Genomic DNA, 26,653 nt, shown 5'->3' on the forward strand with positions numbered 1-26,653 from the left:
TCAAGGCCAATTCCGGTTCTCACGCCGCCACCAAAACGCCTTGCGCGGGCGCGCCGTATCGGGCAAACCGGCGTTTCTCCGCCGATTTTTCCCGTCCGAGGTTCCATGTCCACGACGATTTCGCCGCTCGCGCCGAAGAAATACCCCAAGATGCCTGAGATCGAGGGGGTGCGCATCGCCACCGCCGAAGCGGGGATAAAATACAAGAACCGCACCGATCTCCTGGCCATGGTCTTCGAGCCCGGCACGGCGGTCGCCGGCGTGTTCACAAAGTCGAAATGCCCCTCGGCGCCAGTCGATTTCTGCCGGCAGAACCTTGCCGCGGGCAAGGCCCGGGTGCTCGTCGTCAATTCCGGCAACGCCAACGCCTTCACCGGCAAGAAGGGCCGGGACTCCACCGCGCTGACGGGCGAAGCGGCAGCCAAGGCTGCCGGCTGCACGCCAGGCGAGGTGTTCCTGGCCTCGACCGGCGTCATCGGCGAGCCGCTTGACACAACCAAGTTCAGCCATCTGCTGGCTGGTCTGGTCAGCAACGGCAAGCCCGACCTGTGGACCGAGGCGGCCAAAGCCATCATGACCACGGACACTTATCCGAAGGTGGCGACGCAGACCGTCAAGCTCGGTGACACCGATGTCACCATCAACGGTATTTCCAAGGGCGCCGGCATGATCGCACCCGACATGGCCACGATGCTGTCCTTTGTCGCCACCGATGCGCCGATCGCCGCCCCCGTGCTGCAGGATCTGCTGTCGCGCGGCACGGCCAAGACCTTCAACGCGGTGACCGTCGACAGCGACACCTCCACCAGCGACACGCTGCTGCTCTTCGCCACCGGAAAGGCCGCCAAACGCGGCGCGCCGGAGGTAACCGACCCCAAGGATGCCCGTCTGGGGGCGTTCCGCCGTGCGCTCGGCAAAGTGCTGAAGTCGCTGGCGCTGCAAGTGGTGCGCGACGGTGAGGGCGCCCGCAAGCAGGTCGAAGTCACCGTTACCGGCGCGAAATCGGCGCGCTCGGCCAAGCGCATCGCGCTCTCGATCGCCAATTCGCCGCTGGTCAAGACCGCGGTCGCCGGCGAGGACGCCAATTGGGGCCGCGTCGTCATGGCCGTCGGCAAGGCCGGCGAGCCGGCTGACCGCGACCGCCTGTCGATCTGGTTCGGCGACAACAGGCTGGCGCATGAGGGCGAGCGCGATCCGGCCTATTCGGAGGAAGCGACCTCGGCGTATATGAAGCGCGACGACATCCGCATCCGCGCCGATATAGGCATCGGCCGCGGCAAGGCGACGGTGTGGACCTGCGACCTCACCAAGGAATACGTCGCCATCAATGGCGACTACCGGAGCTGACGGACTTGGTTTCCAAACATCCGGCCAGCATGCTGGCGACAGTGCGCCGCTATGAGGCGGCCGGGTTCCGCGCCTGGCCCGCGGCGGCAGTCCATTATGACGGCACCTGGGTGGTGCGGCTGACGGCCGGACATCCGGCCAAGCGGCTGAATTCGGTCAATCCGCTCGATCCCGGCGACACCCAGCACATCGCCGACCGCATCGGCCGCGCCAGCCGCCGTTTCGATGCCTATGGCCGTCCGCTGACCTTCCGCATGTCGCCGTTATCGGGGCCGGATCTGGCCAGCCATCTCGACCGCGAGGGTTGGAGCCGGTTCGACGAATCGCTGGTGATGCGGCTGCCGCTGGCGGATGCGCAACTCGACGCCGCCATGGACCAGATCCCGTTGAAGGACATCAGCCGCTTCATCGGCGCGTCGCTCAAGGTCAGCGGCTCGGACGCGTCGCTGCGGCCAGGCCTGTCGGAGATCATCGGCGCCATCCAGCCCGAGGCCGGGCTGTTCGCGCTCGAGGCTGGAGCGGAACCACTGGCGACGCTGATCTGCGTCCATGACGGCGATCTCGCCGGCCTGTTCGAGGTCGCCACCGACAAGTCGGCACGCAACAAGGGCCACGGCCGCAACCTGATCCTGTCGGCGCTGAAATGGGCGCGGCTGCGCGGCGCGCGGGAAGCCTGGCTGCAGGTCGAGGCCGGCAATGTGCCGGCGCTGGCGCTCTATCATTCTCTCGGCTTCGACGAGGTCTATCGCTACCACTACCGCCGGCCGCCTGTTCATGGGTGAAATCGGGCATGAATGATGTGACGATCGCCGGCAAGCGCCTGCTCCTGGTCGCCGCCTGCGCCCTGGTCGACGCCGACGGGCGCGTGCTCCTGGCGCAGCGGCCCGAGGGCAAGCAGCTTGCCGGGCTCTGGGAGTTTCCCGGCGGCAAGGTCGAGCCCGGCGAGACGCCGGAGCAATGCCTTATCCGCGAGCTCTATGAGGAGATCGGCATCGAGACCGAGATCCCGTGCCTGGCACCGCTCACCTTCGCCAGTCATAGCTACGACGATTTCCATCTTTTGATGCCGCTTTTCATCTGCCGCCGCTTTCGCGGCATCGCCCAGCCGAAGGAGGGGCAGGCGCTGAAATGGGTGCGGCCCAGGCAGATGCGCGACTACCCGATGCCGCCGGCCGACGCTCCGCTGATCCCGTTCCTGATCGACCTCCTGTAGGCGAACAGAACCGCTAGCGGCCTGTGGCTGAGCGGAGCTGCGGGGCGCATAAACCAGCATTAATGGAAGATTTATCTCATCATGAAAAATTGATGCAAGGCTGCCTCGTCGCGGCCGTGCCGGCGATTTTCTGGGGAGCGACAGCATGAGCCTAGACAGGGATTGGGATTCGATCCGGCCCGACCGCAGTTTTCGCGCCGCGGATGCGGGCATGGGCGTGCTGCGCGTCACGCTGCTGTTCGGGTCGGCCGCGGTGGCGCTGGCCCTGATCGCAACGCCCTTCCTCGAGAGCCAGACGCGCTCGCAATCGGCTCGGAATTTTGCCAGCGGTCTCGACATGACTGCCACTGGTTCGATCACTCGTCGCGATACCTATACGGTGCGCCGCAGCGTGCTTCAGCCGCAGCCCGATTCGGTCTGCATCATCCGATCCGACGGCCGGACCAGCGGCGACTGCTGATCGGGTCCAAGACATTTTCAGAGGCGGCGGTTTCATCGCCTATTAAGCCTGTGCCGTTAACCTTTCTTAACAGGTCGGCGGTATGGTTCCGGCAAGAGGGATCGACGTGATGAAAACAGTGCTGCTGCGTTTCCTGAACGATGAAAAGGGCGCCACGGCCGTCGAATACGGCTTGATCGTCGCCGTACTGTCGCTGACGATCGTCGGCGGCATCAGCCAGGTCTTCAACGCGATCACCTGGCTGTTCAGCGACAATGGCAGCAGGCTTGCCAACGCTTTCGCACCCTGATCTGGCTGTCCGCGTCCGCGGACACTGTCATTGCCCCTTGGGCTGCTCCAACACAGTCTTCAGCGAGATCTTGGCCGAACCCGGCTTGAGCGGCTTTTGCTGCGATGCATCGGGCGCCCAGCCGGACATCCAGACCATCGAAAAGCTTGCGCGGATGCGGCCGTCGGGATCCGAAAACCGCTCGGCGTAGATTTGCGCGGCGCGGGCGAACAGCTGGCGTGTGCCCGGCCGCCGGCTGCGATCGGCAAGCGCGCTGGTTTCGCCCATGGCGCGCAAATCGGCCATCAGGTTGAAAAGACTGTCATAGCGCACCGTCACCGTCTCGACATCGGCGACCGGCAGAGCCAGGCCGGCGCGCTGCAGCAGCGCTCCCGCGTCGCGAACGTCGGTGAACGGAATGACGCGCGGGCTGGCGCCGCCGTGAAGCTCGGTCTCGGCCGCCAGCAGGCTTTCACGCAATTCGCCGAGCGTGCCGGCGCCGGCGAAGGCGCCGAGGAAAAGCCCGTCCGGACGCAGCGCACGGCGGATCTGCACCAGCATGCCGGGAATGTCGTTCATGGCCTGCAACGAAAGAAGCGACACCGCCAGGTCGAGGCTTTGCGGCTCGAAGGGCACGGTTTCCAGCGGCGCGACCATGCCGGCGGAATCGCCCAGGAAAGCCGCATCCGCCTCGACACGGACGATGTCCGCCACCTTGCCGCTCGCGGCGAGGATGTCGGCTGCGGCCGACGTCTGGCAAAACAGCACCGCTGCCTTGCTAAACCTGCGCTCCACGGCACCCAGCCGGTCGGCAAGATCGTCGGCACTGCGCCGCATCAGGAAGTCCGCGCCGCCGACCGGATGATCGAGCGCGCGCCGCTTGTGCGCCAGCCACAGTGAGGTGTCCATTATCGGCAGCAAACGGGCAGATCCTTTGTTTGTCCATTCCCCGATGGAGTTGATATAGTGGCGCACAGCACCCACCACGTGGCCGATCCCATGCCCAAGATCAAGCCTCTGGACATCAGGAACCTTGCACGGTCGGCGGCGAACTGGCCGGCGCGCATCCTGTTCCCGCCTGTCTGCGCCGGCTGCCGCAGGCATGTCTCGCAGCCCGGCGTTCTGTGCGGCGCCTGCTGGCCGAAACTGCGCCTCCTGGAGCGGCCCTGGTGCCCGGTGATGGGCACGCCGTTCACCCACCATATGGGTGAGGGCTTTCTGTCGGCCGAGGCGATCGCCGATCCGCCGCCCTTCGAGCGGGCGCGGGCGGCCGTCGCCTATTCCGGCGTCGCCCGCCAGATGGTGCAGGGGCTGAAATACCAGGATCGCACCGACCTGGCGCCGTGGATGGCGCGTTGGATGCTGCGCGCCGGCGCCGACCTCATTGCCGAGGCGGATGTGGTGGTGCCGGTCCCGCTGCACTGGCGTCGCTTCTTCAGGCGGCGGTTCAACCAGTCGGCGGAATTGGCGAGGGCGGTCTGCGAGCTCAGCGGCCTGTCTTTCGCACCCTCGGCCATGCGGCGTGTCAAGCTCACGCGCCAGCAGGTCGGGCTGGAGCGCAAGGACCGCGAGGAGAATGTGCGGGCCGCCTTTCGCGTGCCTGCTGAAGCGGAAATCGAGATCGCCGGCCGCCGCGTGCTTTTGATCGACGACGTCTACACCACGGGCGCCACGGTTCGCGCCGCCAGCAAGGCGCTGAAAAAAGCAGGGGCCGGCGCCGTCGACGTGCTGACCTTCGCACGCGTGCTGCCGGGGGACTTTCGGGCCGACGAGTCCACGACTATATAAGTCGGCAACAAACAGTGGAAATTCGTCATGGTCGACGTCACCATCTATACACGCATGATGTGCGGCTACTGCACGGCCGCCAAGCGGCTGCTCGAGCGCAAGGGCATCGCCTATACGGAGCATGACGCGTCGTTTTCACCGGAACTGCGCCAGGAGATGATTTCGCGCGCCCATGGCCGCACAACCTTTCCGCAGATTTTCGTCGGCGACACGCATGTCGGCGGCTGCGACGACCTCCACGAGCTGGAGGCGCAAGGCCGACTGGACAAGTTGCTCGCCAATGGCTCGACGAATTGAGGATATGACGATGGGTGTTTTCAAGGCGGCCGCGATCCAGATGCGTTCGGGGGAGAGGCCGGAGCGCAACGCAATCGAGCTCGAGCGGCTGGTGCGCGAGGCAGCCGGCCAGGGGGCGAGCTACATCCAGACACCGGAAATGACCGGAGCGCTGGTGCGTGACAAGAAGGCCGCGTCTTTCACCTCAGAGGACAAGGACATCATCGTCGGGACCGCCCGCCGACTGGCCCGCGAACTTGGCGTCCACCTGCATATCGGCTCGACCGCCATCCTGCGCGCCGACGGCAAGCTCGCCAACCGGGCGCTGCTGTTCGGTCCGGACGGCGCCACGCTCGCCTCCTATGACAAGATCCATATGTTCGACGTCGATCTCGACAATGGCGAGAGCTGGCGCGAATCCGCGACCTACGAGCCCGGCACGGAGGCGGTCGTCACGACCATCGAAGGCGCCAAGCTGGGCTTTGCCGTCTGTTATGACCTGCGGTTTCCGCAACTGTTCCGCGCCGAGGCGCTAGCCGGCGCCGACCTGCTTTCCGTGCCCGCCGCCTTCACCCGCCAAACCGGCGAGGCGCATTGGCACGTGCTGCTCAGGGCCCGCGCCATCGAGAACGGCGCCTATGTCGTGGCCGCTGCGCAAGGCGGCCTTCACGAGGACGGCCGCGAAACCTACGGCCATTCGCTGATCGTCGATCCGTGGGGCCGCGTCATCGCGGAGGCGGCGCACAATGAGCCGGCGGTGATCGTCGCCGAGATCGACTCCGCGCAGTCGCTGGCGGCTCGCAAGAAGATCCCCAATCTGAAAAATGCGCGGGATTTCGCTATCAATGCCGGTTCGTCCGAGGCATCGCGTCTCAGGGGAGCGGCCTCTTGATCCGCTTCTCCCTGATCTGCGAAAACGATCACGAGTTCGAGGGCTGGTTCCGCAGCAATGACGATTTCGACACGCAGAAGAAGCGTGGCTTCGTCGATTGCCCGACCTGCGGCTCGCACAAGGTGGAGAAAGCCCTGATGGCGCCGGCCGTGTCGACGGCGCGCAAGCAGGAAACGATAGCGCTCGCCATGGGCGAGGCGCAGAAGCAGGCGCTGGCGCAGCTGAAGGCAATGGCCGAGAAGGTTCGCGAGAATGCCGATTACGTCGGCGACAAATTCGCCGAGGAAGCGCGCAAGATCCATTTCGGCGAGACCGACCCGCGCGGCATCTATGGCGAGGCGACGCTGGAGGAGGCCAAGAGTCTGGCCGAGGACGGCGTCGAGTTCATGCCGATCCCGGTGTTTCCGGAGGATCGGAACTGAGCGGTCAGCTTACGCTGCCGATCAATTTTTCAAGCAGGCGCGAAAGCGTTTCCCGTTCGGCTTGCGTCAGGCCGGAAAGAATCTCGTGCTCGTTGGCGACGTGGGCCGTAACGGCCTCGTCGATCAAAGCGAGACCTTTTTCAGTCAACCGCACGACGATGCCGCGCCGGTCATTGGGGCGCGGACCGCGCACGATCAACCCTGAGGTTTCGAGCCGGTCGAGCCGGTTGGTCATGGCGCCCGAGGTCACCATCGTCGCCTCGTAAAGGGCGGTCGGGGTGAGCGCGTAGGGCGCGCCCGAGCGGCGCAACGTCGCCAGCACGTCGAATTCGCCGGCCTGCAATCCATAGCGCGCAAACAACGGCGCGAGGCGCTCGCGGGCAATCAGCGAGGATGCTTCATTCAACCGCCCGATCACGCCCATCGGCGAGACGTCAAGGTCCGGCCGCTCCCTGTTCCATTGTTCGATCGCCTTTGCCGCCCTGTCCATCTACTCTGCCATGTATCTTGACGTTAAGAATCTTTTCGTTATCTTATCGGAAAATGAAGTGGCGGCCAAGTGCCGGCGACGATGACGAGGACCATCAGATGAAATTTCTCTGGGATTCGGCGCTTGGCCTGTTGGTCGTGACGGGCGGCCTGCTTGGCCTCACGCTGCCGTTCGGCAAGCTTGCGACCGCCGCCGGCGTTCCAGCCATGGTCTGGGCCTTCGTCATCTCGCTCGGCGCCGGCGGCGTGCTGTTGCTGGCTCTCCTGCTGCGTGGCGAGCGCATCAAGCTTACGGCGCGCAAGCTGCGCTATTTCTTCGTCACGGCGGCGGTGTCCTATGCCTTTCCCAACCTCTTGATGTTTTCGGCCATCCCGCATCTCGGCGCGGGATACACGGGCATCATGTTCACGCTATCGCCGGTGATCACGCTCGTGTTCTCGATCTTGCTTGGCGTTCGGCGCCCCAACCTGCTCGGCGTCATCGGCATTGCGGTCGGCTTCATCGGTGCGGTCATGGTCGCGCTCACACGCGGCGAAGCTGGCCAACCGGCCGATTATTTCTGGGTAACGATCGGATTGCTGATCCCGGTCAGCCTTGCCGCGGGCAACATCTACCGCACCGTCGACTGGCCCGAAGGAACCGGCCCGATCGAGCTTGCCGTGGGCAGCCATCTGGCGTCGGCGACCTTGCTTCTCCTCGGCATCCTGACGCTTTTCGGCTGGCAAGCGTTTGTTCCGCTGGGCGCGGTACCGCCTGTGGTCGTCGCGCAGATGGCGTCGGCTTCGGCAATGTTTGCCTTCTTCTTCCGGCTGCAGGCGGTGGGCGGCCCGGTCTATCTCAGCCAGATCGGCTATGTGGCGGCGGCCGTCGGGCTGTTCGCGGGCACGATCTTCCTCGGCGAACACTATCAGCTGCTGACCTGGGCAGGCGCTGTCATCATCACGGCCGGCGTGTTCATCACCACCAAGGCGCAAAGCCGGCCCAGCGCGAAGGCGCAGAGTCAGGCGGCGTGAGCCGGTTCAGACCGTGCCCTTTTCCGCCAGCACCATGTAGTTGACGTCCATGTCTTTCGACCGCTGCCAGCGGTCGGCAAGCGGGTGGTAGACGACGCCGGTGCGGTCGATGACGGTCAGGCCGGCGCCGCTGAGCGCCTTTTCCAGCTCTTCCGGGCGCACCAGCTTGCCGAACTGATGAGTGCCGCGCGGCAGCCAGCGCAGCACATATTCGGCGCCGATGATGGCCAGCCCTAGCGCCTTCAGCGTGCGGTTGATCGTGGCCACGAACATGATGCCGCCGGGCTTGACCATCTCGCCGCATTTGGCGACGAACAGGCCGATGTCGGCGACATGCTCGACCACTTCCATATTGAGGATAACGTCGAATTTTTCGCCGGCGTCGGCCAGGTCCTCGGCCGTGGTGGCGCGGTAGTCGATCGTCACGCCAACTTCGGCGGCGTGCAATTTGGCCACTTCGATATTGGTGGCGGAAGCATCGGCGCCGACCACTTCGGCGCCAAGCCGCGCCATCGGCTCGCACAGCAGGCCGCCGCCGCAACCGATGTCGAGAAAGCGCAGGCCCTCGAATGGCCGTGCCGCGCGCGGATCGCGGCCGAAGCGCGTTGCCACCTGGTCGCGTATGTAGGCAAGCCGGATGGGGTTGAACTTGTGCAGCGGCCGGAACTTGCCGTTCGGGTTCCACCATTCGGCGGCAAGGGCGGAAAAGCGCTCCACTTCTCCGGCATCGATCGTCGATCGTCGGGGCTCTGGCATCGATTGGTCTCCTCGGACGCTAGCAAGTCGGGCGTGGGGGAGGGAAAGTCAAGGCTGCATTTTCGCCTGCTGACAGTGCGAGGCCGGCACCGCCGACAAGCGCCCTCTATTGCCGGCGGCGCCCTGTCAGGACGTGTCAGCTCAGGGAGCACCTCGGCCGAAACAAAAAAGCGGCGGCGTGCGAAAAAGGGAAGATCGTGTTGAGAAAAGGAGATGGCCGTGATTCAGACCGCATCGATCCTTTGGCGCAGGCTCGACCTTGAAGGTCACGATTCCTGCATGCTCTCGCAGCGGCCCGGCGGGCACCGCCTGAAGGGGCAGGCCATCTTCCTGCAAGACGACAAGCCGTGTTGCATCGCCTACGAGGTGGATTGCGATGCCGGCTGGCACACGCGCTCGGCACGGGTCGAGGGCTTTCTCGGCCCGCAAGAGCTTTCCCTGGGGATCGAACGCCGCGCCGACGGCTCCTGGGCGCTGAATGGCGAGCCGCAGCCGGAGGTGGCCGGCCTGATAGACGTCGATCTCGGCTTCACGCCGGCTTCGAACCTCCTGGCGATCCGCCGGTTCGCGCTCGCCGTCGGCGAAGCGACGCCCGCGCCGGCCGCCTATCTGGCCTTTCCCGGGCTCAGAATGACGCGGATCGAGCAGACCTACCGGCGCCTCGACCCGGCCCGCTACGCCTATGCCGCGCCGGCGTTCGGCTATGAGGCGGTTCTGGAGGTCTCTCCACTCGGCTTCGTGCTCGACTATCCGGATTTGTGGAAGAGCGTCGCCCGCCCGGGCTGAGGTCCGCCGCTCTGAGAGCCTTGCCGGTAGCGGCGCTGCGCAAAATGGAGTTCCAGTCCAGCAGGCACGTGGCGCCCTTCTTGTGCGCCATCGCTTGCGAAGCCTGGATGTTTTGGCTAAGGAGGCCGCGCATTCAGCGGCCGGCGCCAGCCGGGCGCTTTCCTCGGTTTTCGGCGCAGAGCCGGCTTCAGTCAAAGGCATTTCGCTTCCATGGCGCGCATCGTGATGAAATTCGGCGGAACCTCCGTCGCCGACATCGCCCGCATCCGCAATGTGGCGCGTCACGTCAAACGGGAGGTCGATGCCGGTCACGAGGTGGCGGTGGTGGTCTCGGCGATGGCCGGCAAGACCAACGAACTGGTCGGCTGGACGCGCGAGGCCTCGCCGATGCACGACGCGCGCGAATATGATGCCGTCGTCGCGTCCGGCGAGCAGGTGACGGCAGGCCTCCTGGCGATCACCTTGCAGAACATGGGCGTGCACGCCCGCTCCTGGCAGGGCTGGCAGATCCCGATCAAGACCGACAACGCGCATGGCGCGGCACGCATCCTCGACATCGACGGCGCTTTCCTGGTCAAACGCTTCGGCGAGGGCCAGGTGGCCGTCATCGCAGGTTTCCAGGGCATCGGACCGGACAACCGCATCGCAACGCTTGGTCGTGGCGGCTCCGACACCAGCGCGGTGGCGATCGCGGCCTCCGTCAAAGCCGACCGCTGCGACATCTATACCGACGTCGACGGCGTCTACACCACCGATCCGCGCATCGAGCCGAAGGCGCGGCGGCTGGCCAAGATATCGTTCGAGGAAATGCTTGAAATGGCCTCGCTCGGCGCCAAGGTTCTGCAGGTGCGTTCGGTCGAGCTTGCCATGGTGCACAGGGTGCGTACCTTCGTGCGGTCGTCCTTCGACGATCCCGACGCGCCCGGAATGGGGGATTTGCTCAATCCGCCCGGAACGCTTATTTGCGACGAGGAAGAGATCGTGGAACAGCAGGTCGTCACCGGAATTGCCTATGCCAAGGACGAGGCGCAGATTTCGCTGCGCCGTGTCGGCGACCGACCGGGCGTTGCCGCCGGCATTTTCGGGCCGCTGGCCGAGGCCAACATCAACGTAGACATGATCGTCCAGAACATTTCCGAGGACGGCAAGCTTACCGACATGACCTTCACGGTGCCCTCCGGAGACGTGGACAAAGCGCTGGCCGTGCTCGACCGGCTGAAGGCCGATGTCGGCTATGACGTCGTGCAGTCGGAAGCCGGCATGTCGAAGGTCTCGGTCATCGGCATCGGTATGAGAAGCCATGCCGGCGTTGCCGCCACCGCCTTCAAGGCGCTGGCCGACAAGGCGATCAACATCCGCGCCATCACCACCTCCGAGATCAAGATTTCGATACTGATCGACGGTCCTTACACGGAACTCGCGGTTCGCACTTTGCATTCCGTCTACGGTCTGGATAAGCAGTAGCAGACTGAATCAGTTGTTGCGTGCGTGCCGGCGGCGGCCGAAACTGCGCCGGCAAGAAGCCTATTGGAGAAGAAGCCGCGATGCGTGACCCGGCCAGTGGCCCGCGCGTTCTGCTGAAACGGCTCCGCGAGCTCATGCAGGAGCCGCTGGAGCCGCAGGAGCGGCTCGACCGCATCGTGCGCGACATCGCCTCCAACATGGTCGCCGAAGTGTGCTCGCTCTATGTGCTGCGCGCCGATTCCGTGCTCGAACTCTACGCCACCGAAGGCCTGAACCCGAACGCGGTGCACCTGGCGCAGCTCAGGCTGGGGCAAGGCCTGGTCGGCACGATTGCCGCCAGCGCGCGGCCGCTCAACCTGTCCAATGCGCAGGAACATCCGGCCTTCGCCTACCTGCCGGAAACCGGGGAAGAGATCTACAATTCCTTCCTCGGCGTGCCGGTGCTCAGGGCAGGGCGCACGCTGGGCGTGCTGGTGGTGCAAAACAAGACCATGCGCCATTACCGCGACGACGAGGTCGAGGCGCTGGAAACCACCGCGATGGTGATCGCCGAGATGATCGCCACCGGCGATCTGGCGCGGCTGACGCGGCCCGGCCTCGAGCTCGATCTGCGCCGCCCGGTCAGCTTCACCGGCCTGTCCTTCAACGAGGGCGTCGGGCTCGGTCATGTCGTGCTGCACGAGCCGCGCATCGTCGTCACCAACCTGTTCAACGAGGACAGCGAAGAGGAAGTCCGCCGGCTCGAGGCATCGCTCGGTTCGCTCAGGCTTTCCATCGACGACATGCTCGAGCGCCGCGACGTCGCCTTCGAGGGCGAGCATCGCCAGGTGCTGGAAGCCTACCGCATGTTCGCCAACGACCGCGGTTGGGTCCGGCGGCTGGAAGAGGCGATCCGCAACGGCCTGACGGCGGAAGCTGCGGTCGAAAAAGTGCAGAGCGACATGCGCGCCCGCATGCTGCACATGACCGATCCTTATCTGCGCGAGCGGATGAGCGATTTCGACGACCTCGCCAACCGGCTTCTGCGCCAGCTGATGGGACGCGGGCCTGATGATGTCGCGGCCTCGCTGCCGAAGGATGCCATCATCGTCGCCCGCTCGATGGGCGCCGCCGAACTGCTCGACTACCCCCGGGACAAATTGCGCGGACTGGTGCTCGAGGATGGCGCGGCCACCAGCCACGTCGTCATCGTCGCGCGCGCCATGGGTATTCCCGTCGCCGGGCAGATGAAGGGCGCCGTTTCCATGGCGGAAAACGGCGATGCCATCATCGTCGACGGCGAGGAAGGCGCGATCCATCTTCGTCCGCAGTCGGATCTCGAAGCCGCCTATGCCGAAAAGGTGCGGTTCCGGGCGCGCCGGCAGGAAGTCTACCGCGAACTGCGCAAGAAGCCGTCGGTGACCAAGGATGGCGTTGCGGTCGACCTTTTGATGAATGCCGGGCTTGCCGTCGACCTGCCGCAACTGGCCGAGTCGGGTGCCGCCGGGATCGGCCTGTTCCGCACCGAATTGCAGTTCATGGTCGCCTCGACCTTTCCCCGTGCCGAGGCGCAGGAGCGGCTCTACCGCGACGTGCTCGATGCCGCGCGCGGCAAGCCGGTGACCTTCCGCACCATCGACATCGGCGGCGACAAGGTGCTGCCCTATTTCAAAGGCGCCATCCAGGAAGAGAACCCGGCGCTCGGCTGGCGGGCGATCCGCCTGACGCTGGACCGTCCGGGATTGCTGCGCACCCAGATCCGCGCCCTGCTGAAAGCCTGCGGCGGGCGGGAGCTCAAGCTGATGCTGCCGATGGTCACCGAGCTCGGCGAGATCGCCCAGGCGCGCGAAATCATCGACCGCGAGGTGCGGCATCTGTCGCGCTTTGCCCATCATTTGCCGACCAGCCTCAAGCTCGGGGCAATGTTGGAGGTGCCGTCCCTCCTGTTCCAGCTTGACGAGTTGATGAAGGCGGTCGACTTCGTCTCGGTCGGCTCGAACGACCTGTTCCAGTTCGTGATGGCGGTCGACCGCGGCAACACGCAGCTTTCCGATCGCTTCGACACGTTGTCGACGCCGTTCCTGCGGGTGCTCAAGACCATCGCCGATGCCGGCGCCCGCAACCACACGCCCGTCACACTCTGCGGCGAACTCGCCGGCAAGCCGATCTCGGCAATGGCGCTGGTCGGCCTCGGTTTCCGTTCTATCTCGATGTCGCCCGCTTCGATCGGTCCGGTCAAGGCGATGCTGACCGAATTGCCGCTGGAGGCGTTGAAAGCGTTCTTCGACGACAATCTGATGGCGCCGGCCCAGGGGCTGCCGATGCGGGCGCTGCTGCAGGCCTTTGCCGACGACCGCTCAATTCCGTTATAGCACCTTTGCAATGATCTCCCTTCCCCGCGACCGCATGGATCAAGTCGTCAAGCGTTTCGAAATGCTCGAAGCGCAGATGTCGGCCGGCCCGGCGCCGGATGCCTATGTTAAGATGGCATCGGAATATGCCGAGCTCCAGGAGATGGTGGCCAAGGTCAGAGCCTTGCGTGCGGCCGAGCAGGAGCAGGCTGGTCTCGAGGCGATGCTCGCCGACAAGAGCACCGATGCCGAGATGCGGGCGCTGGCCGAGGCCGACCTGCCGGAGGTCGAAGAGCGCATTGAGGCGTTGCAGAAGGACATCCAGATCCTGCTCTTGCCCAGGGATGCGGCCGACGACAAGAACGCCATCCTGGAAATCCGCGCCGGCACCGGCGGCGACGAGGCAGCATTGTTCGCCGGCGACCTGTTTCGCATGTATGAGCGCTATGCCGCTTCGCGTGGCTGGCGGTTCGAGACGGTATCGGCCAGCGAGGGCGATGCCGGCGGCTATAAGGAAATCATCGCCACGGTTTCCGGCAAGGGGGTTTTCGCGCATCTGAAATTCGAGTCCGGCGTCCACCGGGTGCAGCGCGTGCCCGCGACCGAGGCCAGCGGACGCATTCACACCTCGGCGGCGACGGTAGCCGTGCTGCCGGAGGCGGAGGAAGTCGACATCGACATCCGGGCCGAAGACATCCGCATCGACACGATGCGCGCGTCGGGCTCGGGCGGCCAGCACGTCAACACCACCGATTCGGCAGTGCGCATCACCCATTTGCCGACCGGCATCATGGTGGTGCAGGCGGAGAAATCGCAGCACCAGAACCGGGCCAAGGCCATGCAGATCCTGCGGGCCCGGCTCTACGACCTGGAACGCAGCAAGGCCGATGAGGAGCGCTCGGAATCGCGCAAGTCGCAGGTCGGCTCCGGCGACCGCTCGGAACGCATCCGCACCTACAATTTTCCGCAAGGCCGCGTCACCGATCATCGCATCAACCTGACGCTCTACAAGCTCGACCGGGTGATGATGGGCGAACTCGACGAAGTCATCGACGCTCTGATCGCCGATCACCAGTCGAAGCTGCTCGCCGATATCGGTCTTGATGGCTGATCCTTTGCCCCAGGCGCTGGGGCCGCTGCTGCGGGCAGCGCGAGCGCGCTTGGCGGCGGTCGATAATCCGGCGCTCGATGCAAGACTGATCGTGGAGCACTTTTCAGGTACGACCCGCACGCAGGCCATTGCCGATCCCGAACATGCGGTCGATGCCGCCGCTCTTGTCCAGATCGACCGCGCCTTGAGGCGCCGCGCGGGCGGCGAGCCCGTGCACCGCATCCTGGGCTATCGGGAGTTCTACGGGTTGCGGCTGTCGCTGTCGCCGGAAACGCTGGAGCCGCGGCCCGACACCGAAACGCTGGTCGAGGCCATACTGCCCTTTGTCAGGGCAACCGTCATGCGCGAGGGCGAGTGCCGCATCCTCGATCTGGGAACCGGCAGCGGAGCCATCGCGCTGGCGCTGCTCAGCGCCGTGCCGGCAGCGATTGCCACCGGGGTCGACTTCTCGGAAGGGGCGTTGAGGACGGCAACGCGCAATGCCGCGCAATTGGGGCTTGGCGACCGGTTCACGGCGCTGCTGTCCGACTGGTTTGAAAAAGTTTCTGGTCGATACCATGTAATTGTCGCAAACCCTCCCTATATACGATCGGAGGACATTGGAAATCTGCAGGATGAAGTCCGGGATTTCGACCCGCGCCTGGCCCTGGATGGCGGCGCGGATGGGTTGGCCCCTTACAGGGTCATCGCCGCTGAGGCGGCTAAGTTTCTAGAAGCCGGAAGCAGGATTGCGGTCGAGATCGGCTACACACAGCACATCGAGGTCACCGCTATATTTCGCTCGTCCGGCTATGCGGTCGCTGGTGCGTTCGGCGACCTCGGCGGAAACGACAGGGTTCTTGTCTTTCAACGGGGAAAGCCTTGACGCAGTGCGAAAAAAACCGCTTGGCAATGCCGGGGAATGCGGCTAGGGTCGCGTTAACCGGATGAGACGAAGCAGGCAGTGCTCTTAGCGATTCGGTTTTCCTTGGAAATAGCTGCCTTCTTGCGCAAACGACGCCCAAGCTTCGTGCGGGAATCGTCCGGCAAGTGATGTAACCGGAACAGGATGGCACGTGGCGCCAACGCAATTGATGCGGGCGAACGCCGGTGAAGAAACGAAACGGCTGGCTGCATGAGCGCCACCGTTCGTGAAGAGTTTTCGAAAATTTCAATATGAAGAGAGTCGAATGAGGCCACAACAGCAGAACAGGCGCATGCGCGGTCGCAACAACAATGGCGGCGGCGGCAACAACAACAATAACAACAACCGCAAGGGGCCAAATCCCCTGACGCGCAACTACGAGAGCAACGGCCCGGACGTGAAGATCCGTGGGTCTGCTCAGCAGATCGCTGAAAAGTACGCCACCCTTGCCCGTGATGCGCAAAGCTCCGGCGACCGGGTGATGGCGGAGAACTATCTCCAGCACGCCGAGCACTATAATCGCATCATTGCCGCCGCGCAGGCGCAGATGCCGATCCAGAACGTCCAGCAGAATCGCGACGAATTCGACGATGATGGCGATGAGGATCGCGACGAGTTCGACAATGTCGGCAACGCCGGCAACAACGTTGCGGATGCGCCGGTTCCGGTGATCAACCACGGCGCGGGTCCGCAGCCGGTTATCGAAGGCATGCCGGCCGAAGTCGCGCTGAACCGGGAAAACGGCCGCGATCGTGATAATCGCGATCGTGATAATAATGGCGGGCGCAACAGTGGCGGCCGCGACAACAATGGCGGACGCCATCGCGACCGCCGCCCCAATGGCGGCTATGGCCAGAACAGCCAGCGCGGCGATTATGGTTCGTCCGCCGAGCAGGGTGCCCAGCAGCAGCGCAACGAGACGGCCGAACAGGCCGAGGCCGTCACGCCAGCCGAATCCGCCGCGCCGGTCGAGCAGGCGGCGCCGCTGTTCGAGAACCTGTCGCCGGCCGGGCTCGCAGCCCAGGCCGAACTCAATGAGACGGCCGCGGAGACTAGTCCCAGCCGTCGTCCGAGGCGTCCGCGCCGCCCGCGCGGCAATGCCGACCAGATCACCAGCGGCAACGACAATGCCGACGCTGGCGAGGTGGTCGCGGCGCCGACGGACAATGGCAACGCCGACACCGCGGTCGCCGACATCGACAACTGAGCGGCGACGCTTCCATGCATTGAACGGCGGAGAGAAATCTCCGCCGTTTTCGTTTTGCGCGGCCGTGGAATATTATGCTTTCGCAGCCATCGAGACGTCTTGAGGGTTCGCGGGTTGCGCACCATATCAGCCTCAACTGGATCCGGCTCTCACGGGCGGGTCCGTCACCGCAAACTGATCCGGTGCCGCAAAGCGGGCCGGTGATGGAAGGAGACAGGTATGAATCTCGAGAAATACTCGGAGCGCGTGCGCGGCTTCATCCAATCCGCGCAAACCATGGCGCTCTCGCGCAACCACCAGCAATTCACCCCCGAACATATCCTGAAAGTGCTCGTCGATGACGACGAGGGTCTGGCTGCGTCGCTCATCGAGCGCGCCGGCGGCAGCGTCCGCGACGTCAAGCTCGGCATCGAGACGGCACTCGAAGCGATGCCCAAGGTGGAGGGCGGCAACGGCCAGCTCTATCTGGCACAGCCGTTGGCCAAGGTGTTTTCGACGGCCGAGGAACTGGCCAAGAAGGCCGGCGACAGCTTCGTCACGGTCGAAAGGCTGCTGACGGCGCTTGCAGTCGAGAAATCGGCCAAGACATCAGACATACTGGCCAAGGCCGGCGTTACCGCGCAGGCGCTCAACCAGGTGATCAACGATGTCCGCAAGGGCCGCACCGCCGATTCGGCGAATGCCGAACAGGGCTATGACGCGCTGAAGAAATACGCGCGCGATCTCACCGCCGATGCCCGCGCCGGCAAGCTCGATCCGGTCATCGGCCGCGACGACGAGATCCGCCGCACCATCCAGGTGCTGTCGCGCCGCACCAAGAACAATCCGGTGCTGATCGGCGAGCCGGGCGTCGGCAAGACGGCGATTGCAGAAGGCCTGGCGCTGCGTATCGTCAATGGCGACGTGCCGGAATCGCTGAAGGACAAGCAGCTGATGGCGCTCGACATGGGCGCGCTGATCGCCGGCGCCAAATATCGCGGTGAGTTCGAGGAGCGGCTGAAGGCCGTGCTTTCCGAGGTCACTGCCGCTGCCGGCGGGATCATCCTGTTCATCGACGAGATGCACACCCTGGTCGGCGCCGGCAAGGCGGACGGCGCCATGGATGCGTCCAACCTTCTGAAGCCGGCGCTGGCGCGCGGCGAACTGCACTGCGTCGGCGCCACCACGCTCGACGAATACCGCAAGCATGTGGAGAAGGATGCCGCACTCGCCCGCCGCTTCCAGCCGGTCTTCGTCGAGGAGCCGACGGTGGAGGACACGGTCTCCATCCTGCGCGGCCTGAAGGAGAAATACGAACAGCACCACAAGGTGCGCATTTCCGATTCGGCGCTGGTCGCGGCGGCGACGCTGTCCAACCGCTACATCGCCGACCGGTTCCTGCCGGACAAGGCGATCGACCTCGTCGACGAAGCCGCTTCGAGGCTTCGCATGCAGGTCGACTCCAAGCCCGAAGCGCTGGACGAGATCGACCGCCGCATCATGCAGCTCAAGATCGAGCGCGAAGCGCTGAAGGTCGAGAAGGACGAGGCTTCGAAGGACAGGCTTGCCCGGCTCGAGAAGGACCTCGCCAGCCTCGAGGAGGAATCGACCGAGATGACCTCGAAATGGCAGGCAGAGAAGCAGAAGCTCGGGCTCGCCGCCGATCTCAAGAAGCAACTTGACGAGGCGCGCAACGAACTGGCCATCGCCCAGCGCAAGGGCGAGTTCCAGCGCGCCGGCGAGCTTGCCTATGGCAAGATCCCGGAACTGGAAAAGAAGCTGAAGGAAGCCGAGGCCCAGGACGGCAAGGCTGGCATGGTCGAGGAAGTGGTCACGCCCGATCATGTCGCCCACATCGTCTCGCGCTGGACCGGAATTCCGGTCGACAAGATGCTGGAAGGCGAGCGCGACAAGCTGTTGCGCATGGAAGACGAGATCGGCAAGCGCGTCGTCGGCCAGGGCGAGGCGGTGCAAGCTGTTTCCAAGGCAGTGCGGCGCGCTCGCGCCGGCCTGCAGGATCCGAACCGGCCGATCGGCTCGTTCATGTTCCTCGGCCCGACCGGCGTCGGCAAGACCGAACTGACCAAGGCGCTGGCGAACTTCCTGTTCGACGACGAGAGCGCGATGGTGCGCATCGACATGTCGGAGTTCATGGAGAAGCATTCGGTTGCCCGATTGATCGGCGCGCCTCCCGGCTATGTCGGTTATGAGGAAGGCGGCGCGCTAACCGAAGCGGTGCGGCGCCGGCCCTATCAGGTCGTGCTGTTCGACGAGATCGAGAAAGCGCATCCCGACGTGTTCAACGTGCTCCTGCAGGTGCTCGACGACGGCCGGCTCACCGATGGGCAGGGCCGCACGGTCGACTTCCGCAACACGCTGATCATCATGACGTCGAACCTCGGCGCCGAATACCTGGTCAATCTCGGCGAGGACCAGGATGTCGACCAGGTTCGCGACGAGGTGATGAACGTCGTCAAGGCGTCGTTCCGGCCGGAGTTCCTCAACCGCGTCGACGAGGTGATCCTGTTCCATCGGCTGCGCCGGCAGGATATGGGCCGCATCGTCGAAATCCAGCTCAAGCGGCTGGAAAACCTGCTGGTCGACCGCAAGATCACGCTGTCGCTGGACCAGGAGGCGATCGACTGGCTGGCATCCAAGGGTTACGACCCCGCCTATGGCGCGCGGCCGTTGAAGCGGGTGATGCAGAAAGACCTGCAGGATCCGCTGGCGGAGAAGATCCTGCTCGGCGAGATCCTCGACGGCTCGACCGTCAAGGTGACCGCCGGCTCCGACCGGCTGAATTTCCGTTCGAAGCCGACGGTCGTCGCGACCGAAGCGGCAGCCTGATTGAACGCCGCGCGCCCAGGACGGGCGCGCGGCTTTTTCGCGTCTTTCGGCAGGAGCACGCATGACGCTGGACGACTATAACGGCTTCTGCGCCTCGCTGCCCGCCACATCGCATGTCGTCCAGTGGGGCGGCGCCCATGTCTGGAAGGTCGGCGCCAAGGTCTTTGCCATCGGCGGCTGGAGCGAGGGCCGCGACCCTTTCATCACCTTCAAATGCTCCGACATTGCCTATGATGTGCTGAAGGAGCAGCCGGGCTTGCGGCCCGCACCCTATCTTGCCTCGCGCGGCATGAAATGGATCCAGCGCCAGACAAGCCAGAGCATGGATGATGGCGCGCTGAAGGACTACCTGCGCGAGAGCCATCGTCTTGTCGCCCTGAAGTTGACGAAGCAGGCGCGAAAGGAACTGGGACTTGCCTGAGGCTAAAGCGCGTCACGCTCGACGGATTCAGGCGACGCGCTTTAGCTCTTGGTTCTATGCATGTCGTTCGCCCCAAACCGGGCCGCTTTTGGACGATATGCATTTAGCTGATATTCGTCGAGGCGCCGGAAAACCGCCATCTTCATGCCCGGTTCATATTGGAACCTTATGGTCGGGCGGTGGTTCGCTGGCGAAGGATTCGCTACGCGCGAAAGCCGCCTGCGACGGCAATTACGGACCGGAGAGTTTGCCCACGATGTTGCGGACGATCTTCACCCTTTCGGCACTTGCGGCCGGACTGGCGTTTTCAAGCGCGTTCGCCGCGCCGACTGAGGACGCTTCGCCGCGGGTCGTCCGCCCCGCTGACGGCGGCATCCTGCTGGCCCAGGACGGCAATCTCGACATCTATTACGACGCCAGGGGGAACCGCGTCATCGTCGATGCGGACACGGGCAAGGTCGTCGCCATCCAACCGCCGCAGACCAGGCTCGACCGACGCGCGCTGCGCCGCGAGACACGGCTGCGCGAACTCGGCCGCGTTCCCGCCGACGACGACCGCTACTATCTCGACGATCCGGAAGACATGGCACGCTTCCGCCGCAGGCAGATGGAAGACGAAGGCCGGGTCATCGCGCCGCCCGTCCAGGAATATGATCCCTATGGCGACAATTCCGTCGAGGCCTACCCGCCGGCCCCCGGCGGCGACGGCGTCTACGACGACAACTATCCGGAAGCGCCCCAGCCGGCAACGCCGCCCTCCATCAAGCGCCAGCCGCTGAACGAGGCCTCGATAGAGCCGGTCGAGCCCACGGCTCCCGCCGCGCAGCCGGCGCCCGCAGACGAGGCGGGATTACCGCCGAAAGCAGGCGGCAAGACTGTGGTCGACCCGTCGCTTTCGCTCGGAGCACGCCAGGATGTCGCGGCTCTGCAGGTGCTGCTTGATCGCGGCGGCGCTTCGCCTGGCGTCATCGACGGGCGCTTCGGTTCGAATGTCGACAAGGCGCTGGCTGCCTACAACCAGATCACCGGCAGCAATCTGCGATCGACCGACGCCGTCGGCATCCAGGCGGCCCTTGCACAATCGGGCGGCGATGCCTTGGCCAACTACACGATCACGCCGGAGGATGCGGCCGGTCCCTATGTTGCGTCGATCCCGGAAGATTACAGCCAGAAGGCGCAGCTCGACCGCATGGGCTATACGTCGGTCACGGAAGCGCTTGCCGAGCGCTTCCACATGGACGAGAACTATCTCAAGGCGCTCAACCCGGAGGCCAATTTCAACCGTCCCGGAACGATCATCAAGGTTGCCAATTTCGGCAGACTGGTGTCGTCGCCGGTGGCTCGTATCGTCGCCGACAAGGGCAAGAAAGAGGTCTTTGCCTATGATACGGCGGGCAAGCTGGTCGCGGCCTATCCCGCCACCATCGGCTCGTCCGACACGCCGTCGCCGTCCGGCATTCATGCCGTGTCCCGTGTCGCGCTCGATCCGAACTACACCTACAACCCCAACATCAATTTCAAACAGGGCGAGAACAATAAGGTCCTGACCATTCCGCCCGGCCCGAATGGCCCTGTCGGCTCGGTGTGGATCGCGTTGGACAAGCCGACCTACGGCATCCATGGCACGCCGGATCCCTCGAAGATCGGCAAGACCGAAAGCCATGGTTGCGTGCGACTAACCAATTGGGATGCCCGCGAGCTGGCCAAGCTGGTTTCGCCCGGCGTGACGGTGGAATTCGTCGACTGAGACGATGCGGCGTTCGTCGCTGGTTAGAGCGGTTCAGTGTTCGATGGACTTCCGAGCCGCTCCGGCGCTGCGCGCTTTTCCCGGGAAACCGCCACGTTTTTCCTGGAATTGCTCTACCCGATCATCCTGCGCAACCATTTCGCGCTCGGTGTCGCGGCATAAATCAGCTGCACCATGAGAATGAAGCCGACGCTGAGCAGCGGGGTGACCAGACAGAGCAGGGCGCCGACCGCCCACAGAAGCTGCGCCTTGACGATGCGCAGGTAGACCGTGCGTTTCGTTTCGACGTCGACATCATCCGCCAGAAGGCCATTTTTCTCCGCATAGCGCCAGCTGGCGATCAGGGTGACGCCGAGCATCAGCAGATTGAGCCAATAGACGGCGACCGCGGTTCTGAATTCGAGGAAGTCGGCCAGAAGATCGGTCGAGAACGGCAGCAGGGCGATAAAGGCGAGAAAGCACAAATTGAGCGTTGCCAGCCGCCTGTCGGATCTGGTGATCAACCCATGCTGCGCCTGCTGGCCGAACCAGAAGATGGTCAGCGTCAGGAAGGAAAGCGCATAGGTCAGGAAGCGCGGCGCCAACGCCAGGACGGCGTCGAGGAGATCGCCTTCGGAATGGATCGCCTCGTGCGTCGGTACACGAATCTCCAGAACGATCAGGGTCAGCGCGATGGCGAAGACGCCGTCGGTCAGCCCGACGACGCGGTGGAGCCCGGACTGGGATGGTTCGAGCGGTCGCTTCATCGATTTTCTCCCCTGTCTGATCGGCTCCGTCCGATGCCGCGTGAAAGCTTAGCATGCCGGCGCTTGTTTGCACCTGCGTGGGCCGGCACCTGCCAATGCGGCCAGGTGGCTGCGCAGCTGGTTTCAACGACCGGGACCGCTGGCTGGTTGTTGCAGGCGCGCCGCGGGTTTATGCAGGTTGCATGCATTCACCGAGCAAAGCCGCTGCCGTCCCGCCGCCGACCGCCAACGGTACGTTCTGCCCGCAGTCGCAGCGGCGCTATGTGCTGATCGCCGCGATCCTGGCTTCAGCGCTTGGTTTCATCGACGGTTCGATCCTTGCCATCGCCACGCCGGCAATCCGCGTCGATCTCGGCGCCAGCCTGGCGCAAGCGCAGTGGATATCCAATGCCTATGGGCTGACGCTTTCGGCGCTCATCCTTGCCGGCGGTGCTGCGGGCGACCGCTTCGGCCTGCGCCGCGCCTTCGTCGCCGGCATCGCGCTGTTCATCGCCGCTTCATTGGCCTGCGCGCTGGCGCCCAATCCGGCGGTGCTGATCGCGTTTCGTGCAATCCAGGGCGTCGGCGCTGCGATCATGGTGCCGGGAAGCCTTGCCATCATCGCCAAGGCCTATCCGAAAAAGGAGCGCGGCCGCGCAATCGGCATCTGGGCCGCCGCTTCGGCGCTGACCACGGCACTCGGTCCGGTGCTGGGCGGTTTCGTGTTGTCGACCCTTGGCAATGGAATCTGGCGTGCGATATTTGCCATCAACCTGCCGCTTGGGCTGGTTTCGATCTACCTGCTGCTCGCCAAGATCCCGGCGGATCGGCCGACCGAAAAGCGCAGCCTCGATCTTGGCGGCGCGGCGCTGGCGACACTGGCCTTCGGGTTGCTGGCCTACGGGCTGACGGCGATGAACGCGGAGGCTGCCGGATTCATGTCGGGTTCGGCAATCGTTGCCGGCGTGGTCCTGCTTTTTGTCTTCATTTTCTACGAGCGCCGGCAGCGCGAGCCGATGATCGATCTCAATCTGTTTCGCATCGGCGCCTTCGCCGGCGCCAATCTCGCGACCTTCTTTCTCTATTTCGCGCTGTCGGCCAATCTTTTCTACCTGCCCATGCTTTTGATCGCCGGCTGGGGGCTGAGCACGGCCGAGGTCGGCTTCATCTTCCTGCCGCTGTCTGCATTGATCGCACTGCTGTCTGGGCCTGTCGGCCAGTGGTCCGACCGGATCGGACCGCGTTTTCCGATCGCCAGCGGCAGTCTGGTGGTTGCCTTCGCCTTCGCCGGGCTTGGCTTGTTGACGCATGCCGGTATCCACAATTTCTGGACCGGAACATTTCCGCTGATGGCGCTGATGGGGTTCGGCATGGCGCTGGTGGTGTCGCCGCTGTCGACCGCGATCATGACGGCGGTGGAAGACAAGGATACGGGCGCGGCCTCCGGTATCAACAATGCCGTCTCGCGCATAGGCGGCCTGATTGCGGTTGCGGCTATGGGGTCGCTTGCCGCCTGGGTCTACGCGAAGGCCCTGGATGGCAGCGCCTTGCCCGGCGTGCCGGGGTTCGGTGAACCGGCGACGACCGGACTGGCCCCGGCTGTCGACGCCGCACGGCTTGCCGCCAGCGACGCCGCATTCTCGGTTGTTTCCTTTGTAACGGCGCTGCTTTGCCTGCTTTCGGCTGTCATCGCCTGGATGACGATTTCAGGCGAATCATTGCCATGGCGCCGGCCCGCCGAAAACCCTCGCGACTGACGGGTGGATCGAAGGAACTATCCTTCGATCTTGGCGCTCGCGACCTTCAGCGAATCACTGTCTTCCTGCTTCAGCAGGTCGTCGATGCGCTCGCGTTCACGCTTGAAGGCGACAAGGTCCTCGCCCTTCAACACCTTGCCGACGGGCAGGCGGACGCGCATCGGATCGACCTTGGTGCCATTGACGATCAGCTCGTAGTGAAGATGCGGGCCGGTGGCGAGGCCGGTCTGGCCGAGATAGCCGATGGTCTGGCCTTGGCGGACGTGAACGCCCGGTTCGATGCCTTTGGCAAAAGCGCTCTGGTGATTGTAGGAGGTCTCATAGCCGTTGGCATGGCGAATGATGATCTGCTTGCCATAGCCGCCGGCCCAGCCGACCTTCTCGATGACGCCATTGCCCGCGGCGATGATCGGCGTGCCGATGGGGGCTGCCCAGTCGACGCCGGTATGCATGCGGACATAGCCGAGGATCGGGTGCCTGCGCGCGCCAAAGCCGGAGCGGAACTTTCCGGCCGGCAACGGATTGCGCAGCAGGAACTGCTGGGCGCTCGAGCCGTCCTCGTCGAAATAATCCGTGCTGCCGTCCTGCATCTGGAAGCGGTAGAAATTGCGCGTCTGCCCGCCGAAGGTCGCCGAGACGTAAAGCAGTTCGGAATTGTCCGAGGTCTGGTCGTCGCCGTCGGGCTGCGAGAACAGCACTTCGAGACGGTCGGCCGGATTGAGGCGGGACTGGAAGTCGACATCGGAAGCCAACAGCTTGATGAGCCGCTGCGTCATGGCCTTGGACATGCCGTAGGAATAGGCGGCGCGGTAGATGCCGTCATAGACGTTGGGCAGGTTGCCGCGCACCACCACTGGCGCCGACGAATCATCGAACGCCGTCAGCAACTCCGGATTGGGCTCCGGTTCCTGCGCCGGCACATACTGGCCGCGATCGTCGAGCGCGATGGTGACGATATGCTGGGTCCGATCGTAGACGCTGGTGCGCACGACCTTGGCGGCGTCGCCATGGACCTCGAGACCAACACGCAGCACGGTTCCAGCCTTGAGCGCCGGGGCGTTCAAGAGCTTGGTGATCGCCTCGGCCATGCCGGCGGCGTCCTCGCCCGTATAGCCCGAATCTGCGAAGGCTTCCGTGATGGCGAGATCCTTGGTGAAAGGGATGATTTCCTCGGCGAAGGCCGGTGCCTGGTCATCGGCGTTGGCACGTGGCGCGACCGAAACGTTCTCCGGCACGATCCTGACGTCGTAGGAGCCGGCCATGCTCTCGGCAAAGGCCTCGCCAAATCGCTGCGGGTCGACATAGTGGAGCGAAGCGACTTGGACGGCGCCGTCGCTGAGATCGGTGCCGGCCTCGCGCACTACCTTTTCCACCTCATCGGCGGAAAGGTCGCTCTTTTCATCGAAGGAAGCCGTTTCAATGGGGAAGTCGACGGTCTTCAGGCTCATTTCGCTTTCGACCTTGGTGCCGTAGATCTGGCCCGGCGTAGCGGCGGCCGTCGCCGGTTGCGCCGATGCGTCGTCACCGTCGTCGCCGAACACCTGCATCGGATCGAAGGGCGGGTAGGGCCGGTTGGTGGTATGGCCGGCCGCCAGCGCCATCTTGATCTGCACGAAAGGCATGGTGTGGATGACATCGCGGTCGCCGACCTTGGTGACCATCGACACTTCCATGCGTCGACGGTCCTTGGCCTTGGCGATCTGGCGCGGCGCCACCAGCCTGGTGGTCTTGGCCATCTCGCCCGAATCGCCATTGCCGGCAAGGCCGATCAGTTCGGCGATCTCGGGTGGCGTCGCCAGTTGCTGGCGCCCGTCGAGGGCGGCGAACAGCGCTACGCCCATCAGCACGCTTGAGGTCACGCCGGTCAAAAATGTCCCCGACAGCCAGCGCGCGGAAACCTCGCGCCGGTCGGGGGGACCACTGCGGCCGTCCGCAATAAGCGGCGGCTCGTTGCCGAGTTCGGCTATGACATCTTCCGTATCTGGCATCCAGAAAGGCTGCTTTTTCCCCGGGCGGAACGGCTTGTCGCTTTTGTTGTGGCCATGACATTTGCCTGTCACGGCAGGTTAAGTCAACGAAGCCTCGGGCCCCGGTCGAATTCCCCTCGCGCGCTTCTCTTATAGAGCGCTCTGCAATGAGGGCGGCGTTTCCCTCTCTCGAGGGCTCATCGCACACCTCTATATGAGGCTCTCAAAAGAGGCACTGCGCCGCTGCGCTGCGCCCGCTTTGTTGGTTCTGGTGTCGAACGGCAATGCGGCGGCAATAGGGCTCCTCCGTGGCTGGATACTCCTTGACGTCCTGTTCCCCAACGGCAGCCGTCTATCGACAAATCGGGCCTGAAATTTCTGTCGCAAAAAATTCAAAAACATCTGAGATCGGTGTTGACAGTTTGTCGGGGTGGCGACTATATACGCCTCACGAACGAGGGCGGTGCGCCGCTGGCGACGAAG

Annotated in this window: 25 protein-coding genes; 20 read left to right on the forward strand and 5 right to left on the reverse strand. The window is 64.4% G+C overall.

Features of this window, described 5'->3' with window-relative positions; all coding sequences use genetic code 11:
- Positions 1-105: 105 nt before the first annotated feature.
- The 5 genes from argJ to FJ490_RS28410 all read left to right on the forward strand — a co-directional run bounded on the left by argJ (position 106) and on the right by FJ490_RS28410 (position 3,309).
- Positions 106-1,347 carry a bifunctional glutamate N-acetyltransferase/amino-acid acetyltransferase ArgJ gene (gene argJ / locus FJ490_RS28390; protein ID WP_140565928.1) on the forward strand — a complete coding sequence of 414 codons (1,242 nt, stop codon included), beginning with the start codon at positions 106-108 and terminating at the stop codon, positions 1,345-1,347.
- A 29-nt stretch (positions 1,348-1,376) separates the two neighbouring features.
- A complete protein-coding gene (locus tag FJ490_RS28395; protein WP_140500961.1) occupies positions 1,377-2,129 on the forward strand; it encodes a GNAT family N-acetyltransferase in 753 nt (250 codons plus the stop codon).
- An 8-nt stretch (positions 2,130-2,137) separates the two neighbouring features.
- Entirely contained in the window at positions 2,138-2,560 is a 423-nt protein-coding gene (locus tag FJ490_RS28400) for a (deoxy)nucleoside triphosphate pyrophosphohydrolase (protein ID WP_140500914.1), read from the forward strand.
- Between the two features lie 145 nt (positions 2,561-2,705).
- Entirely contained in the window at positions 2,706-3,020 is a 315-nt protein-coding gene (locus tag FJ490_RS28405) for a hypothetical protein (protein ID WP_140500915.1), read from the forward strand.
- 109 nt (positions 3,021-3,129) lie between these two features.
- Positions 3,130-3,309 carry a Flp family type IVb pilin gene (locus tag FJ490_RS28410; protein WP_140500916.1) on the forward strand — a complete coding sequence of 60 codons (180 nt, stop codon included), beginning with the start codon at positions 3,130-3,132 and terminating at the stop codon, positions 3,307-3,309.
- Positions 3,310-3,336: 27 nt separating this feature from the next.
- Here FJ490_RS28410 and FJ490_RS28415 read toward each other — a convergent pair whose 3' ends face one another.
- Complete coding sequence (locus FJ490_RS28415) at positions 3,337-4,209, reverse strand: methyltransferase domain-containing protein (protein ID WP_140500917.1); 873 nt, start codon at positions 4,207-4,209, stop codon at positions 3,337-3,339.
- A gap of 66 nt (positions 4,210-4,275) precedes the next feature.
- Here FJ490_RS28415 and FJ490_RS28420 point away from each other — a divergent pair, with 66 nt between their 5' ends.
- From FJ490_RS28420 to FJ490_RS28435, 4 genes are read left to right on the forward strand one after another with little or no spacing between them, the layout of a single operon-like run.
- Positions 4,276-5,076, forward strand: a complete 801-nt coding sequence (locus tag FJ490_RS28420) for a ComF family protein (protein WP_140500963.1) — start codon at positions 4,276-4,278, stop codon at positions 5,074-5,076.
- Positions 5,077-5,103: 27 nt separating this feature from the next.
- Positions 5,104-5,373, forward strand: coding sequence for a glutaredoxin 3 (gene grxC, locus FJ490_RS28425; RefSeq protein WP_140500918.1), 270 nt, complete (start codon positions 5,104-5,106; stop codon positions 5,371-5,373).
- Between the two features lie 10 nt (positions 5,374-5,383).
- The gene (locus FJ490_RS28430) at positions 5,384-6,244 is read left to right on the forward strand and encodes a carbon-nitrogen hydrolase family protein (protein WP_140558162.1); all 861 of its coding nucleotides are present in this window, start codon (positions 5,384-5,386) and stop codon (positions 6,242-6,244) included.
- Positions 6,241-6,666, forward strand: coding sequence for a DUF1178 family protein (locus FJ490_RS28435; protein ID WP_140558163.1), 426 nt, complete (start codon positions 6,241-6,243; stop codon positions 6,664-6,666). Before FJ490_RS28430 ends, FJ490_RS28435 begins: the two co-directional genes overlap by 4 nt.
- A gap of 4 nt (positions 6,667-6,670) precedes the next feature.
- Here FJ490_RS28435 and FJ490_RS28440 read toward each other — a convergent pair whose 3' ends face one another.
- Positions 6,671-7,156, reverse strand: coding sequence for a MarR family transcriptional regulator (locus tag FJ490_RS28440; protein ID WP_140584065.1), 486 nt, complete (start codon positions 7,154-7,156; stop codon positions 6,671-6,673).
- A 98-nt stretch (positions 7,157-7,254) separates the two neighbouring features.
- Between FJ490_RS28440 and FJ490_RS28445 the strand changes: the two genes are divergently transcribed.
- Positions 7,255-8,169 (forward strand): DMT family transporter, encoded by a 915-nt coding sequence (locus FJ490_RS28445; protein WP_140584066.1) that lies wholly within the window; start codon positions 7,255-7,257, stop codon positions 8,167-8,169.
- 6 nt (positions 8,170-8,175) lie between these two features.
- On the opposite strand, the gene ubiG is transcribed toward FJ490_RS28445, so the two are convergent.
- The gene (gene ubiG / locus FJ490_RS28450) at positions 8,176-8,925 is read right to left on the reverse strand and encodes a bifunctional 2-polyprenyl-6-hydroxyphenol methylase/3-demethylubiquinol 3-O-methyltransferase UbiG (RefSeq protein ID WP_140584067.1); all 750 of its coding nucleotides are present in this window, start codon (positions 8,923-8,925) and stop codon (positions 8,176-8,178) included.
- Between the two features lie 213 nt (positions 8,926-9,138).
- Here ubiG and FJ490_RS28455 point away from each other — a divergent pair, with 213 nt between their 5' ends.
- The 9 genes from FJ490_RS28455 (at position 9,139) to FJ490_RS28495 (ending at position 21,721) form a co-directional block, all read left to right on the forward strand.
- Entirely contained in the window at positions 9,139-9,711 is a 573-nt protein-coding gene (locus tag FJ490_RS28455; RefSeq protein WP_140664872.1) for a putative glycolipid-binding domain-containing protein, read from the forward strand.
- A gap of 210 nt (positions 9,712-9,921) precedes the next feature.
- A complete protein-coding gene (locus FJ490_RS28460) occupies positions 9,922-11,175 on the forward strand; it encodes an aspartate kinase (RefSeq protein WP_140500924.1) in 1,254 nt (417 codons plus the stop codon).
- 80 nt (positions 11,176-11,255) lie between these two features.
- The gene (ptsP, locus tag FJ490_RS28465) at positions 11,256-13,526 is read left to right on the forward strand and encodes a phosphoenolpyruvate--protein phosphotransferase (protein WP_140525455.1); all 2,271 of its coding nucleotides are present in this window, start codon (positions 11,256-11,258) and stop codon (positions 13,524-13,526) included.
- Between the two features lie 10 nt (positions 13,527-13,536).
- Entirely contained in the window at positions 13,537-14,616 is a 1,080-nt protein-coding gene (gene prfA, locus FJ490_RS28470) for a peptide chain release factor 1 (protein WP_140729337.1), read from the forward strand.
- Complete coding sequence (gene prmC / locus FJ490_RS28475) at positions 14,609-15,481, forward strand: peptide chain release factor N(5)-glutamine methyltransferase (RefSeq protein ID WP_140500927.1); 873 nt, start codon at positions 14,609-14,611, stop codon at positions 15,479-15,481. Before prfA ends, prmC begins: the two co-directional genes overlap by 8 nt.
- A 304-nt stretch (positions 15,482-15,785) precedes the next feature.
- The gene (locus FJ490_RS28480) at positions 15,786-16,727 is read left to right on the forward strand and encodes a DUF4167 domain-containing protein (RefSeq protein WP_140500936.1); all 942 of its coding nucleotides are present in this window, start codon (positions 15,786-15,788) and stop codon (positions 16,725-16,727) included.
- 219 nt (positions 16,728-16,946) lie between these two features.
- On the forward strand, positions 16,947-19,553 hold the full coding sequence (clpB, locus tag FJ490_RS28485; RefSeq protein WP_140500939.1) for an ATP-dependent chaperone ClpB: 2,607 nt from the start codon (positions 16,947-16,949) through the stop codon (positions 19,551-19,553).
- Positions 19,554-19,614: 61 nt separating this feature from the next.
- Positions 19,615-19,974, forward strand: a complete 360-nt coding sequence (locus tag FJ490_RS28490; protein WP_140500941.1) for an MmcQ/YjbR family DNA-binding protein — start codon at positions 19,615-19,617, stop codon at positions 19,972-19,974.
- Positions 19,975-20,230: 256 nt separating this feature from the next.
- Positions 20,231-21,721 carry a L,D-transpeptidase family protein gene (locus FJ490_RS28495; protein ID WP_140729338.1) on the forward strand — a complete coding sequence of 497 codons (1,491 nt, stop codon included), beginning with the start codon at positions 20,231-20,233 and terminating at the stop codon, positions 21,719-21,721.
- A gap of 113 nt (positions 21,722-21,834) precedes the next feature.
- Here FJ490_RS28495 and FJ490_RS28500 read toward each other — a convergent pair whose 3' ends face one another.
- Positions 21,835-22,467 (reverse strand): TMEM175 family protein, encoded by a 633-nt coding sequence (locus tag FJ490_RS28500; protein ID WP_140625592.1) that lies wholly within the window; start codon positions 22,465-22,467, stop codon positions 21,835-21,837.
- 182 nt (positions 22,468-22,649) lie between these two features.
- On the opposite strand from FJ490_RS28500, the gene FJ490_RS28505 reads away from it, so the two are divergent.
- Positions 22,650-24,203, forward strand: a complete 1,554-nt coding sequence (locus tag FJ490_RS28505) for an MFS transporter (RefSeq protein WP_140729339.1) — start codon at positions 22,650-22,652, stop codon at positions 24,201-24,203.
- A gap of 17 nt (positions 24,204-24,220) precedes the next feature.
- On the opposite strand, the gene FJ490_RS28510 is transcribed toward FJ490_RS28505, so the two are convergent.
- Entirely contained in the window at positions 24,221-26,191 is a 1,971-nt protein-coding gene (locus FJ490_RS28510; RefSeq protein WP_181165386.1) for a M23 family metallopeptidase, read from the reverse strand.
- Positions 26,192-26,653: the final 462 nt, after the last annotated feature.

The sequence above is a fragment of the Mesorhizobium sp. B2-5-11 genome (assembly GCF_006440835.1).
Taxonomy (GTDB): Bacteria; Pseudomonadota; Alphaproteobacteria; order Rhizobiales; family Rhizobiaceae; genus Mesorhizobium.

What these genes read in the sequence shown, in the direction of transcription:
- FJ490_RS28510 (WP_181165386.1), bottom strand. Translation starts at nt 26,191, where the DNA reads ATGCCAGATACGGAAGATGTCATAGCCGAACTCGGCAACGAGCCGCCG.
- FJ490_RS28490 (WP_140500941.1), top strand. Translation starts at nt 19,615, where the DNA reads ATGACGCTGGACGACTATAACGGCTTCTGCGCCTCGCTGCCCGCCACA.
- FJ490_RS28395 (WP_140500961.1), top strand. Translation starts at nt 1,377, where the DNA reads ATGCTGGCGACAGTGCGCCGCTATGAGGCGGCCGGGTTCCGCGCCTGG.
- prmC (WP_140500927.1), top strand. Translation starts at nt 14,609, where the DNA reads ATGGCTGATCCTTTGCCCCAGGCGCTGGGGCCGCTGCTGCGGGCAGCG.
- FJ490_RS28500 (WP_140625592.1), bottom strand. Translation starts at nt 22,467, where the DNA reads ATGAAGCGACCGCTCGAACCATCCCAGTCCGGGCTCCACCGCGTCGTC.
- FJ490_RS28400 (WP_140500914.1), top strand. Translation starts at nt 2,138, where the DNA reads ATGAATGATGTGACGATCGCCGGCAAGCGCCTGCTCCTGGTCGCCGCC.
- FJ490_RS28495 (WP_140729338.1), top strand. Translation starts at nt 20,231, where the DNA reads ATGTTGCGGACGATCTTCACCCTTTCGGCACTTGCGGCCGGACTGGCG.
- ptsP (WP_140525455.1), top strand. Translation starts at nt 11,256, where the DNA reads ATGCGTGACCCGGCCAGTGGCCCGCGCGTTCTGCTGAAACGGCTCCGC.
- FJ490_RS28480 (WP_140500936.1), top strand. Translation starts at nt 15,786, where the DNA reads ATGAGGCCACAACAGCAGAACAGGCGCATGCGCGGTCGCAACAACAAT.
- FJ490_RS28410 (WP_140500916.1), top strand. Translation starts at nt 3,130, where the DNA reads ATGAAAACAGTGCTGCTGCGTTTCCTGAACGATGAAAAGGGCGCCACG.
- grxC (WP_140500918.1), top strand. Translation starts at nt 5,104, where the DNA reads ATGGTCGACGTCACCATCTATACACGCATGATGTGCGGCTACTGCACG.
- clpB (WP_140500939.1), top strand. Translation starts at nt 16,947, where the DNA reads ATGAATCTCGAGAAATACTCGGAGCGCGTGCGCGGCTTCATCCAATCC.
- prfA (WP_140729337.1), top strand. Translation starts at nt 13,537, where the DNA reads ATGATCTCCCTTCCCCGCGACCGCATGGATCAAGTCGTCAAGCGTTTC.
- FJ490_RS28430 (WP_140558162.1), top strand. Translation starts at nt 5,384, where the DNA reads ATGGGTGTTTTCAAGGCGGCCGCGATCCAGATGCGTTCGGGGGAGAGG.
- FJ490_RS28405 (WP_140500915.1), top strand. Translation starts at nt 2,706, where the DNA reads ATGAGCCTAGACAGGGATTGGGATTCGATCCGGCCCGACCGCAGTTTT.
- FJ490_RS28505 (WP_140729339.1), top strand. Translation starts at nt 22,650, where the DNA reads ATGCATTCACCGAGCAAAGCCGCTGCCGTCCCGCCGCCGACCGCCAAC.
- argJ (WP_140565928.1), top strand. Translation starts at nt 106, where the DNA reads ATGTCCACGACGATTTCGCCGCTCGCGCCGAAGAAATACCCCAAGATG.
- FJ490_RS28440 (WP_140584065.1), bottom strand. Translation starts at nt 7,156, where the DNA reads ATGGACAGGGCGGCAAAGGCGATCGAACAATGGAACAGGGAGCGGCCG.
- FJ490_RS28445 (WP_140584066.1), top strand. Translation starts at nt 7,255, where the DNA reads ATGAAATTTCTCTGGGATTCGGCGCTTGGCCTGTTGGTCGTGACGGGC.
- FJ490_RS28455 (WP_140664872.1), top strand. Translation starts at nt 9,139, where the DNA reads ATGGCCGTGATTCAGACCGCATCGATCCTTTGGCGCAGGCTCGACCTT.
- ubiG (WP_140584067.1), bottom strand. Translation starts at nt 8,925, where the DNA reads ATGCCAGAGCCCCGACGATCGACGATCGATGCCGGAGAAGTGGAGCGC.
- FJ490_RS28460 (WP_140500924.1), top strand. Translation starts at nt 9,922, where the DNA reads ATGGCGCGCATCGTGATGAAATTCGGCGGAACCTCCGTCGCCGACATC.